At 40.4% G+C, this 11,884-nt stretch carries 10 protein-coding genes; 7 read left to right on the top strand and 3 right to left on the bottom strand.

Annotated elements, in window-relative coordinates:
* Both AAC854_RS19055 and AAC854_RS19050 read left to right on the top strand, forming a co-directional pair.
* Positions 1 to 521, top strand: a 521-nt coding sequence (locus AAC854_RS19055; protein WP_340618486.1) for an amidohydrolase family protein, incomplete at its 5' end; no start/stop codon positions are given.
* Complete coding sequence (locus tag AAC854_RS19050; RefSeq protein ID WP_340618485.1) at positions 505 to 1,620, top strand: DgaE family pyridoxal phosphate-dependent ammonia lyase; 1,116 nt, start codon at positions 505 to 507, stop codon at positions 1,618 to 1,620. The genes AAC854_RS19055 and AAC854_RS19050, both read left to right, overlap by 17 nt.
* 119 nt (positions 1,621 to 1,739) lie before the next feature.
* On the opposite strand, the gene AAC854_RS19045 is transcribed toward AAC854_RS19050, so the two are convergent.
* Positions 1,740 to 2,813, bottom strand: a complete 1,074-nt coding sequence (locus AAC854_RS19045) for a DUF6528 family protein (protein WP_340618484.1) — start codon at positions 2,811 to 2,813, stop codon at positions 1,740 to 1,742.
* 360 nt (positions 2,814 to 3,173) lie between these two features.
* Here AAC854_RS19045 and AAC854_RS19040 point away from each other — a divergent pair, with 360 nt between their 5' ends.
* Genes AAC854_RS19040 through AAC854_RS19030 form a run of 3 tightly spaced genes read left to right on the top strand, consistent with a single transcriptional unit; the run spans position 3,174 to position 5,622 of the window.
* On the top strand, positions 3,174 to 3,995 hold the full coding sequence (locus AAC854_RS19040; RefSeq protein ID WP_340618483.1) for a DUF3100 domain-containing protein: 822 nt from the start codon (positions 3,174 to 3,176) through the stop codon (positions 3,993 to 3,995).
* A complete protein-coding gene (locus AAC854_RS19035; RefSeq protein WP_340618482.1) occupies positions 3,992 to 4,441 on the top strand; it encodes a hypothetical protein in 450 nt (149 codons plus the stop codon). Before AAC854_RS19040 ends, AAC854_RS19035 begins: the two co-directional genes overlap by 4 nt.
* Positions 4,441 to 5,622, top strand: coding sequence for a M20 metallopeptidase family protein (locus AAC854_RS19030; RefSeq protein ID WP_340618481.1), 1,182 nt, complete (start codon positions 4,441 to 4,443; stop codon positions 5,620 to 5,622). The genes AAC854_RS19035 and AAC854_RS19030 overlap by 1 nt, the downstream gene beginning before the upstream one ends.
* Positions 5,623 to 5,690: 68 nt before the next feature.
* Here AAC854_RS19030 and AAC854_RS19025 read toward each other — a convergent pair whose 3' ends face one another.
* A complete protein-coding gene (locus AAC854_RS19025) occupies positions 5,691 to 6,653 on the bottom strand; it encodes a LysR substrate-binding domain-containing protein (RefSeq protein ID WP_340618480.1) in 963 nt (320 codons plus the stop codon).
* 262 nt (positions 6,654 to 6,915) lie between these two features.
* Positions 6,916 to 7,827 (bottom strand): hypothetical protein, encoded by a 912-nt coding sequence (locus AAC854_RS19020; protein WP_340618479.1) that lies wholly within the window; start codon positions 7,825 to 7,827, stop codon positions 6,916 to 6,918.
* A 489-nt stretch (positions 7,828 to 8,316) separates the two neighbouring features.
* On the opposite strand from AAC854_RS19020, the gene treB reads away from it, so the two are divergent.
* A complete protein-coding gene (gene treB / locus AAC854_RS19015; RefSeq protein WP_340618478.1) occupies positions 8,317 to 9,750 on the top strand; it encodes a PTS trehalose transporter subunit IIBC in 1,434 nt (477 codons plus the stop codon).
* 67 nt (positions 9,751 to 9,817) lie between these two features.
* On the top strand, positions 9,818 to 11,479 hold the full coding sequence (gene treC / locus AAC854_RS19010; RefSeq protein WP_340618477.1) for an alpha,alpha-phosphotrehalase: 1,662 nt from the start codon (positions 9,818 to 9,820) through the stop codon (positions 11,477 to 11,479).
* The last annotated feature ends 405 nt before the right edge of the window (positions 11,480 to 11,884 follow it).

Raw genomic sequence — 11,884 nt, 5'->3', positions numbered from 1 at the left:
ACCGCTTCTGTTTTATGACAGTAACGACAAACTACATCAACTTTAGCCATATCTCACCCATAAGAAAAAGCAGGAAGTTTATCACAATATCTAATCATTGGGAGCATGACCCCATGATCAGTTCAGATATCTACCAAAGAAACCGCGTTGACGGGCCAGTCCACAGCCTCGCCACTGTGATGACAAAATTCCTCAACATGGGCTTATCGCCTGAATATATTTTGAACTGCGTGACAATCAATGCAGCGGATTTACTCCACCTTCCACGTAAAGGCCGGTTAGAACGTGGCTGTGATGGCGATATCACAATTTTTGATCTAAAAAATCAACGCATTGAACTTGTCGATGCGGAGGGACATATCAGGATCGGCACACAACAGTTTATCCCCATCGCCGCCATCATTGCGGGAGTTCACATTGTCGTGGCAGAGAATGCAGCAGCGAAAAACATGTCTGCGGAAAATATACCCGTCAAAAATTCAGCTACGAAAAGGAGCGTCGTCAATGGCATCCCTCTATGAAAAATACCAATTGCGTCAGGTGATCAATGCTGCCGGACGTATGACAGCATTGGGTGTATCAACACCTGCCGATCCGGTTATTGCGCAGATTAATGCAGGGCTGAAACACTATTTTGAGATGGATGATTTGGTGGATAAAACCGGCAATTACATCGCTCGATTACTGGGTGTGGAAGATGCTGTTGTCGTTTCCTGCGCCTCGGCCGGGATTGCCCAATCCGTGGCTGCCGTCATCACTAAAGATGACAATGACCTACTACTTAACCTGCACTGTTCGGATAAATCGGTTCCGCGTGAAATCATTTTGCCCAAAGGGCATAACGTGAATTTTGGCGCTCCCGTTGCAACCATGATTACATTGGGCGGCGGTAAAGTCATTGAAGCGGGCTTTGCCAATGAATGCAGCGCGACACAGATCGCCGATAAAATCACGCCACAAACCGCGGCTATTCTGTATATCAAATCACACCATGCCGTACAAAAAAGTATGCTGACGGTGGCAGATGCCGCCCACATTGCACAAACACATAACTTGCCCCTGATTGTGGATGCCGCTGCTGAAGAGGATTTAACCCTCTATTATCGACAAGGGGCAGATTTAGTGATCTACAGCGGAGCCAAAGCGATTGAAGGCCCCACCAGCGGATTAGTGATTGGCAAACAGACTTATGTCGAATGGGTTAAACGGCAGCGTCACGGTATCGGACGAGCCATGAAAACGGGTAAAGAAGGGATTCTCGGTCTTACTTTGGCTATTGAAAATCATCTCAGTCAGACAAAAGAAACTGGCGCAGAGATGGTAACAAGAATGACACCGTTTATTGAGAAGCTGAACCGTATTACAGGTGTCTCCGCCAAAGTCGTTTGGGACAGCGCTGGTCGTGATATTGCTCGTACTGAGATCACGTTTAACGAGCAACGCATCGGCAGAAATACATTCGAAATTTTGGCACAGCTCCGACAAGGCAATATTGCGATCTATTTTCGGGAGTATAAAGCCAATGAGGGCCGAATCGAGGTGGATATTCGCAGTGTGACGCCAATGCAACTGAGCACGATTGCAATGGAAATTAGGCGGGTGGTGATGGGTAGAAAGTAGTTCCCGCTATCTTCTCTGATTCAAGCTATTTTGTATCAGGGCTATACTCTCAATCGTCACGTATGGTATATACACTTCGGTTTCTGAATATAGCCCACATTCAAAACGCTTATTGGTAATCACAAGCCTATCCAATTTTTATCAATCAATCTGGCTTTATAAAAAATCACATTAAGTGAGGAATCAAAATCTACCTTATTTTTGTCTGTGAGATCGAAATCAAGGATGTCATTAATATGAGTTGAATAGATGAGTCTATTTCCATTATATGAATAATTTATTTTATCAGTAAACCATGGTGCTGAGTGAGCAACAACAAAAAAATCATTAACATCAATATTACCCGAAATAGATTTAACCCCACCTTTTTTTAGAATTATTTTTTCTTCTTTGGCTATTAGTTCGGCTTCTGTTGATTTTTGACTATCTATTTCATAAAACGGATTAAATTTTTCAAGCGTAATCTTGCCGCCTTCTGAATGAGTTAACGTTGATGAGTCAAACAAAAAAACTCTCTCTCCTGTTGAGAGAAAAAACAATTGGGAATTATCACCATACACCGGATACATATCATGGATTCCATCTTCCCAATACCCGCCTTCGTTACAAATATTATATTCTTTACACCTTAAATAATAATTGCTTATATCATATATTGCCTCTAAAATTAGGCTAACCTTCCCAGCAATAACATGATAAGAGTATTCATTAACAGAGGTATATCCACCTGCATAAATTCTTTCATTAATCTGATCATAAACAACAGCATGGGCATAAGTTAAACTAAACCATTGGGTTTCATTAAAAGGTTGTTTCGTTTTGCCTTTTTCATAGAGTAATAAACCAATTCGCCCATTTGAATCAGCTATAACCACATTACCATCAGGCAGTGGACAAGCGGAGTGTATATTATTTCCTGAATAATCTGAAATTTCTTTATAGAATAATACGTTATTATCGCTTAACGCATATATAACAACCCCATTTTCTGTTACTGAAAGTATGGCTTTTTTTCCAAAATATGTAACAGGTTTTACTTCCGTCATTGCCGTTGTTTCTGGCGATTCCCAGATTAAATTATCCTTTTTTATCATGACGCTTTGACCTGAAAATATAAATTTAAATATTTGTATCTTATTCACGCCCTTATTACCAACTAAAAGATATTTATCATTGTTAAGTTGTTCGTTCATAAATAACCTCATCAATATAATTTTCCCAGAATAGAGAAATTAAAAATAGTATTCAATGCCTTAAGCACGAACCAAGATAACCTGCATGTTCAATGACTGAATTCAGGGTGCTGATATACACAGAGAAAAGATAAGCCATCCTCCCCGAAGATTCAAGGATAACAATGAGCAAGAACCTAAATAAAATTTCATTAGTAACCCTCTATTATTCATAAAAATAAAGATCATAAAAGTCATTATTCCATATCTTTATTTCATGCCCCATGAAATAAAGATATGGAATAAATATGACCATTATCACACCAAGTCGTAGTTTCTCACATATAATAACCTCCACGCATAAAGACGCGGAGATAAGGAATGAAAAATAATAGAAAACAAGTCAATGTCTTCTTTATCAGTATATTGAGCGCCCTGTTTTTAATCTTTATTTCTCAATATGTCATTGACAAAAGAGAAATAAAAATCGGCCTTGCCGTTATCCCCATTTTACCGATGTTATTTGCGGTGATTATCGGCATAATTATTTCAACAGATTTTATTCGTAATAAATTCACATTTTGGGGGAAATTATTTACCAAAAAAGAAGAAGATTTCTGTAGCAAAATGGTCGGTATTGGCCTGTTGGTTTTGGGAACCCAATACGCCGGAATGATCATACCTAATATAAAAATGATATTGAGTATCGGTATTCCTCTGTTTATTCAGGAAATAGGTAACTTACTGCCAATATTTATTGCCATTCCATTGGCGATAAAGTTTGGTTTTGGTCGTCGTGCTATTGGCGCGGGTTCTTCCATTAGCCGTGAACCTTCAATCGCAGTGATTCAGGGAAAATTTGGAACAGGCTCACCAGAATATATTGGTGTACTGGCGATTTATTTATGTGGTTCTGTGATTGGCACAGTGTGGTTCAGCGTGCTCGGCAGCCTTGCTCCTCTGACCGGGCTGCACCCCATGGCACTGGCAGCCGGTTCTGGTGTAGGCTCCGGTTCCATGCTCAGTGCGGCATCCGGTGCGCTGATTCATGGGCTGGATGAAGTGATGGCTCAAAAGGTCCTGAGTGTTGCCGCAGCATCTAATCTGCTATCGTCCGCTTTAGGAGCACTCTCTCTAACATATCTTGGTTTGCCTCTTTCAGAAAAGATTTACAAGATCTTCACTAAAGAGGAAACTACATGAAAAGTATCATTATTGATATGAAGCTGGTTTTCGTAGCTATACTACTCGCTATGTTTACCCAGACATTAACATCAGGGATCGCCATTCATCACATGTGGGATAGCCTTATCGCCATGTCCCTTGTTGTGTTTCTCTCTCTTGTGGCAAAACATTATTTGCCTTCATCACTGCCAGCATTTGCTTATGCCACGATCATCGGCATTTTGATTTGCCTGCCAGATACAGTGATAAGAACATTTTTCATCCACTCTATTGGTAAAGTTTCGTTCTTGTCCTGTTGTGTTCCTCTATTGGCATTTGCTGGTTTATCTGTCGGCGGACAGTTGGAAGAGCTGAAAAAGATGTCCTGGAAAGTCATCGTCATTTTCATGATTGTTTCCACCTGCTGCTTCTTCGGTGCTTCTCTCATTGCTCAAATTGGATTCAGCATAAAAGGGGTAATCTAGTGGACAAGAATAGATATAACGTAAGTGAAAAATTGTTCGAATTGAATGAATTCAGTAAAAAAACACGACAATATTTACATAAAATCCCTGAATTATCCGGTCAGGAATTTAAAACCTCCAGATATTGCCGTGATTTAATGAGCGGTTTTGGTTATACCATCAAAACCTATGCAGATTATACCGGCTTTGTTGCTGATTTAATTGTTGATCCGGCAAAGCCCTTGATTGCATTCCGTGCCGATATGGATGCCCTTGCCATGCCCGATATGACCAATAATGAGCATACTTCGGTTCATGAAGGTTGTGCCCATAATTGTGGTCATGATACCCATATGGCTATCGCCCTGACTGCTGCAAATTACTTATCACAACACAGGGATGAAATGCGAGCCAACGTGCGTTTTATCTTCCAGATGGCAGAAGAAGATATGCGCATTCCGGGCGCGGACAAAATGGTCGAACTCGGTTGTATGGAGGGCGTTAATGAAGTGTACGCCCTCCATAATAACGGCGCACAGGATACCGGACACATCAGCTTCAATGCAGGGGTGATGTCATCATGGGGGTCAACATGGACATTGGATGTCCACGGTGTTTCCGCTCACGGCTCAACCCCTCAGAAAGGGTTGGATGCCATTCGCGAAACCTGCCGCATCATTGATTATCTGGACTATATCGTTGCCAAGAAAACCGATCCTTTCAGCCCGGCAGTATTCAGTTGTGGCATGATCAAAGGTGGAACCATTCCCAATGCTGTCGCTGATCGCGTTCAAGCTCGTGGGACTATCCGTGCAATGGATAAAGAAACCGATCAAATCCTGAAAAACAGCTTTCAAGAAATTATCGCCAGTAGTGAAGCGGGAGGGTTCAAAACCACTATTGTTTATGACAGCTATCCTGCTGTGGAGAACCATCCACACGCACATCAACGGATTAAGGAAGCTGCTGCCAAATTCCTGCCAGCCGAAAATATCGAATCAAATGGCCTCCCTATGACGGGCAGTGAAGATTTCAGCTATATGATTAATGCTACTAAAGATCGTATTGGTGCAATGTTTTTCCTCGGTAGCGGCAATCAAACGAAAGGAATCAATAACTACATACACTCTAATCCTTATTTTATTGACGATAATTGCCTACTCGTTGGAGCACAAATTTTTATTAATCTTGTAACGCATTAATTATTTCTCGTGTCCGGTGATATCAACATTAACCGGACGCGATTTAACGTTAAAGATATTGAACCAAATCAAAGCGTAGGCAAATTATCCAAAACCATTTGGCTGCAATCAATCTGTTGCCCCTGTTCGCAGAGTTGAATGGTGTTTTTGTTTAAGTGTGGGGCATATAACAAGATAAAATCGTACATATAATTTTTCATATGTACCTGTTGATTCATGCAAACATAAGTGAAGCTCGGCGGGATCAAATGATCCGCATTAATAATATGCAGATCAGCCAGATCACGATCATCCAACGCTGCGGTTGCGATCATTCCGACACCGAGCCCCAACCGAACATAATGCTTAATGATTTCCGTATCCGTCGCGGTCAATGCAATTTTCGGCCTCATCCCACTTTGATGAAATACGATGTCTAAAGTTGAATGTTCGGTAAAACCAAATACATAAGTAATCAACGGATAGCCCACCAGATCTTCAAAAGTAATATATTCTACATTCACCAAGGGGTGATTTTTAGGCACAATTACACTACGTGCCCAACGGTAACAGGGCAACATCAGTAAATCTGAATATAAATGTATGGATTCAGTTGCTATCGCAAAATCCACCTCACCCTGCCTTACCATATCAGCAAGCTGTGCGGGTGTACCCTGATGAAAATGAATTGAAACATTTGGGTACATTACCCGGAATTTCTCCACGACATGCGGTAACTTATAGCGAATCTGAGTATGTGTTGTCGCAATATGTAAATTAACCACCTGCTCCTCTTCAGCAACCATATTCTTAATCTTTTCAACCTGACCAAGAATATTGCTGGCTATTTGATGCACCTGTTTACCTACCGGGCTTAATGCCAATAAGTTATTATTTTTCCTAATAAATAAAGAAGCATTTAATTCCTCTTCCAGAAACTTAATTTGCTTACTAATTGTCGGTTGTGAGGTATACAGTTTTTCTGCTGCGCTGGTGATATTAAAATTATTCTTAACTATCTCGACAAAGCTTCTTAATTGATTGATGTTCATAGCTCACACTATCCTGATAGAGAATTTTATAAATCCCCAATGAAACATATCAGTACTAATAAAGCACATATAGTGAGTTGATTTTAATATTTAAGTGAATATTGCGAGCAAGATTGAAATTTAACTTTATTGAACTCAAGCAACCATCAGTTTCTTAAGCACCACTGATGGTTGCTTAGTCTCTAAAAAACGTTCACTATTGAGAGTGCTTATATTAATTAACTTATATTTTTAACATTAATAATTAAGTGAAATCAGTTAATTAACGCCCTAACATTTCTGGCGTTATCATTTCATAATCACCTTCAACAAAACCAATCATCCTTGGCACCCGAACTTCAGGACGGTATAATGCGTTAACAATCATATTAATATCATCATCACTGCGCGCTGAAAGAAGTTTTTTTCTATCACTCTCGTTTTCCAATAGCCTTATATCACGAATAATTGAGTTCAGAAGCCCATTAATAGAATTTAAGGCACCGGAAAAAAAACTTGTACCTCTACGTAGCCTTCTTGCTCTTAGATGTTGTTTCGAGTTGTCAGTGATCTTAAGATAATCAAGCAATCTTTTTCTCTCAGCAGGAAATTTACTCAGGTGGCTGACAGGATCTATCTGGTCAAATAAAGTCATAGAAGAATATCTTAGTGAGAGATTGCCTCCAGAATATCTTATACGATAAAAATAATTTCCAAATCTGCTTTTAATTTTTTTAGGCGTTTGACCCACCTCAAGTGAAAAGAACACATAATCATTATTCCCCAGATCTTCCATATCCGTAATAGTTGTATGATTGTCAGAAAATGGAATTCCTTTTTCCTCAAGGCGCAGCCTTGAATAAATATTCAAGTCTCTTTTTAAATTATCGGGTTTGTTTATAAGATTTTTGTCGCTGGCATGAACAATATAGAACTCTTTTGACTTAAAAACTTTTTCGAAGTTTAATTCCTCATCTGTAAATTCTCCTAAACTTTGCCTCAAGTCATTTGTAACAGTCCACATATTAGAATGTAAATCTGGGAAACACTTATCACTAGGTTTCTTGTTAAAATCGTATACCATATCGGAATCTTGGTTTCCCGCTATTGCCTGACTCATTTGGTCAATCGCTCTGTTTGCCCAACGTCGACGAGTAGCCCATCTTAATTTTGACCAAGCATCTTTTTCATTCATACTTCACCTCATCATTTCATGCTTCTCCTAACTGAGAACCAAGGCTCTGGTATCATCTTATCAACTGACTGAAAATGAACAATATTAAAGATTCATTTATCACAAATAGAATAATTTCTTTTTCGTCAGAATAAAAACTCATGTATTTTAAAAACCATTAACAACAAAACAATATAATCCCCCTTTGTTTTACACAAAAAATATAAACCCAACACAATGTATAATAAATATCTATTAATTAGCTAAGTAATCAAAATCGCTTCACCCATAAGTTTTATAAATATAAAAATATCTTTAATATCAAATCAGTGGCGTAAAATGTGATCTAAAACTCAAACAAAAAATATTTTCATATTAAAAAGTTTGAAATCTTACTAGGATGAATCAGCTATTATTTCAGTCTATTCACTATCTCATCACGAGAGTAATCATTCTGTTAATCGCAAAATTCCGTTTTTTATAACTCCTGCCACACAAAGGAGCAAAGGCATGAAGAAAAAACAAATAAATCAAAAGGATATTGATAAACTTATTACATTGATTGGAGGAAAAGAAAATATCGCCTCCGTCAGTCATTGTATCACCCGCCTCAGATTCGTTCTCAATACACCAGAAAATGCCGATGCCAAAGCCATTGAAGAGTTACCAATGGTTAAGGGCTGCTTCACCAATGCCGGTCAATTTCAGGTGGTTATTGGAACAAATGTAGATATTTATTATAAAGCCCTGCTTGAAGCCACTGGGAAACAATCCGTTAATAAAGAAGAGGTTAAACAAGCTGCTCGCCAAAATATGAAATGGTATGAAAATGCAATTTCACATTTTGCCGAGATCTTCTTCCCATTACTGCCCGCTCTGATAAGCGGCGGTTTAATTCTCGGTTTCCGTAACCTGATCGGCGATATTCCATTCAGCGAGGGCAAGTCACTCGCTCAGCTCTATCCTATCTGGAAGACTATCTATGACTTCCTCTGGCTGATCGGTGAAGCGATATTCTTCTATCTTCCTGTCGGGATCTGCTGGTCTGCTGTCAAAAAAATGGGCGGAACACCAATCTTAGGGATTATTTTGGGGATTACACTGGTTTCCCCACAGTTGATGAATGCTTATCTGCTTGGGCAACAAGCTCCTGAAGTCTGGAATTTCGGCTGGTTTACAATTTCTAAAGTCGGTTATCAGGCACAAGTCATCCCTTCCTTATTGGCAGGTTTAACGCTGGGATGGATTGAAACACGGCTGAAAAAATGGGTTCCCGATTACCTCTATCTTGTTATTGTCCCTGTCACCTCTCTCTTGCTGGCAGTATTCCTCGCCCATGCTCTGATAGGGCCTGCCGGACGTGCTATCGGCGATGGCGTTGCCTGGGCTGTTAAAGGATTAATGACGGGTAGCTTTGCCCCTATCGGTGCCGCCTTGTTCGGCTTCTTCTACGCCCCGCTGGTTATTACAGGTGTACACCAAACGACTCTGGCAATCGATCTGCAAATGATCCAAAGCACTGGCGGAACACCAATCTGGCCTATTATTGCGCTATCCAATATTGCCCAAGGTTCAGCCGTAGCCGGCATTATTTGGGCAAGCAAGAAACAGAAAGAACGTGAAGTTTCTGTTCCTGCGGCAATTTCAGCTTATCTGGGGGTCACTGAACCGGCCATGTATGGTATCAACCTGAAATACCGTTACCCGATGTTCTGCGCAATGATTGGTGCAAGCCTGGCCGGGCTGATTTGTGGCTTCAATCATGTTACCGCCAATGGTATCGGTGTTGGTGGTATACCGGGTATTCTTTCCATCAAACCACAGTTTTGGATGGTCTACCTGACCGCTATGCTTGTCGCTATTGTTGTCCCTTTAGTGCTGACCGTTCTGGCTTATCGTAGAAATGAACGTAAAGCAGCATTATCCAATGAGATTACCAATTAATGTAGCAAGCTCATTAAATTAACAGGCCTGCTTAATTAGCAGGCATAGTAAATTAGTAGGGATAGTTATGACCGAACAAAAACCGTGGTGGATGGATAGCGTTATCTATCAAATTTATCCAAAGAGTTTTCAAGATAGTACCGGAAGCGGCACAGGAGATATCAACGGGATTACCCAGCGGCTGGATTATCTGCAACGCCTCGGTGTAGAGGCTATCTGGATCACCCCAATTTATCCGTCTCCGCAAGTTGATAATGGCTATGATGTTGCCGATTACTGCGCGATTAATCCTGATTACGGCTCAATGGAAGACTTTGACAATTTGGTGCAAAACGCTCATCAACGAGGTATTCGCATCATTTTGGATATGGTTTTCAATCATACTTCAACGCTGCATCCATGGTTTCAGGCAGCTCAAGATATTAATAGTCCTTATCGCCAGTTTTATATCTGGAAAGACGGCTCCGAAGGCACTTTGCCCAATAACTGGAAGTCTAAATTCGGTGGTAACGCATGGCAATGGCATGCAGCAAGTCAGCAGTATTACCTCCATCTGTTTGCGGTAGAACAAGCCGATTTAAATTGGGAGCATGAACCTGTTCGCGATGAGCTGAAAAAAATCTGTGAATTCTGGGCTGATCGTGGTGTAGATGGCTTGCGGCTGGACGTGATTAATCTCGTCTCAAAACAGCAGGATTACCCGAATGATGAGCGTGGAGATGGCCGTCGATTCTATACCGATGGCCCGCGTATCCATGAGTTTCTGCAAGAAATGAGCCGTGATGTTTTTCAACCTAAGGGATTGATGACTGTCGGTGAAATGTCCTCCACTGGCCTTGAACACTGTCAGCGCTATAGCTCACTGGATGGGACAGCGCTGTCCATGACGTTTAATTTTCACCATCTGAAAGTTGATTATCCGAATGGAGAAAAATGGACTCGCGCAAAACCCGATTATGTTGAATTGAAAAAGATTTTCTCAACATGGCAGCAGGGTATGTATCAAAAGGCTTGGAATGCGCTTTTCTGGTGTAATCATGATCAGCCCCGCATTGTTTCCCGGTTTGGTGATGAACACCAGCACCATAAAACATCCGCCAAAATGTTGGCTATGGTGCTGCACGGTATGCAAGGAACACCTTATATTTATCAAGGTGAAGAGCTGGGCATGACGAACCCACATTTTGCGCGTATTGAAGATTATCGGGATATCGAAAGCCTGAATATGTATCAGGAGCGAATTGAACAAGGTATGCAGCCAGAGGACATATTGGCAATTCTGGCGCAGAAATCCCGCGACAATGGCCGGACTCCCATGCAGTGGAATAATTCAGCGAACGCGGGTTTTACCACAGGCAATCCGTGGATTGCACCATGCAGTAATTATCCGGAAATCAATGCCGAAGCCGCATTGCAGGATAAAGATTCCGTCTTTTATTGCTACCACGATTTGGTTAAATTGAGAAAGCAGCAACCTATCCTGACATATGGTGATTATCTGGATTTACTGCCTGAGCATCCCTCACTGTGGTGTTATTTGCGCCGTTGGCAGGAACAAACCCTGCTGGTCATTGCCAATCTCAGTGATGAAACACAATCTTGGTCTCCAGAGGCTTCACTTACACACAAAGAATGGCGGGTATTAATAAGCAATTATCCATCACCTGCAAAAATAGCGAATGAAATTAAAATTAAACCTTATGAAGCAATATACTTATTAGCAGATTAACCAGCTTATTTATACATTATTAAATAACAAAAGCCTCGTCTTAATAGGCGAGGTTAATGATAAAAATCAAGTAAATCATACTAATGCTTTGCACATTTACAGGTTAAATTTGAAATCACTCTTTTAAATTTATACTACACTAATAATAACCTACTCCAAATGATTTTTGGAAATTATAATATTTACTTAATAAAAGAGGTTATTATGGGTGAGACAGCATCTCTTTCATTGATCAATAGCACCAATGCTGATTGGGAAATAGTTAAAAGTTCTTCTTATCAGATGAATTTTTGGTAAGTCCTCAAGAGAAATTAATTGCAAATTGGTGACCATAACCTGCTAATAATGTATTGATCTCATATTCCATTGTTTCCTGAGTCCAAGTGATAAAACGTCGCCAGTGGT

The sequence above is a fragment of the Xenorhabdus entomophaga genome (genome assembly GCF_037996725.1).
GTDB lineage: Bacteria > Pseudomonadota > Gammaproteobacteria > Enterobacterales > Enterobacteriaceae > Xenorhabdus > Xenorhabdus khoisanae.
The sequence above is the reverse complement of the archived record's forward strand: the minus strand, read 5'-3'. Positions and strand labels throughout refer to the sequence as shown.

What these genes read in the sequence shown, in the direction of transcription:
- AAC854_RS19050 (WP_340618485.1), top strand. Translation starts at nt 505, where the DNA reads ATGGCATCCCTCTATGAAAAATACCAATTGCGTCAGGTGATCAATGCT.
- AAC854_RS19045 (WP_340618484.1), bottom strand. Translation starts at nt 2,813, where the DNA reads ATGAACGAACAACTTAACAATGATAAATATCTTTTAGTTGGTAATAAG.
- AAC854_RS19040 (WP_340618483.1), top strand. Translation starts at nt 3,174, where the DNA reads ATGAAAAATAATAGAAAACAAGTCAATGTCTTCTTTATCAGTATATTG.
- AAC854_RS19035 (WP_340618482.1), top strand. Translation starts at nt 3,992, where the DNA reads ATGAAAAGTATCATTATTGATATGAAGCTGGTTTTCGTAGCTATACTA.
- AAC854_RS19025 (WP_340618480.1), bottom strand. Translation starts at nt 6,653, where the DNA reads ATGAACATCAATCAATTAAGAAGCTTTGTCGAGATAGTTAAGAATAAT.
- AAC854_RS19020 (WP_340618479.1), bottom strand. Translation starts at nt 7,827, where the DNA reads ATGAATGAAAAAGATGCTTGGTCAAAATTAAGATGGGCTACTCGTCGA.
- treB (WP_340618478.1), top strand. Translation starts at nt 8,317, where the DNA reads ATGAAGAAAAAACAAATAAATCAAAAGGATATTGATAAACTTATTACA.
- treC (WP_340618477.1), top strand. Translation starts at nt 9,818, where the DNA reads ATGACCGAACAAAAACCGTGGTGGATGGATAGCGTTATCTATCAAATT.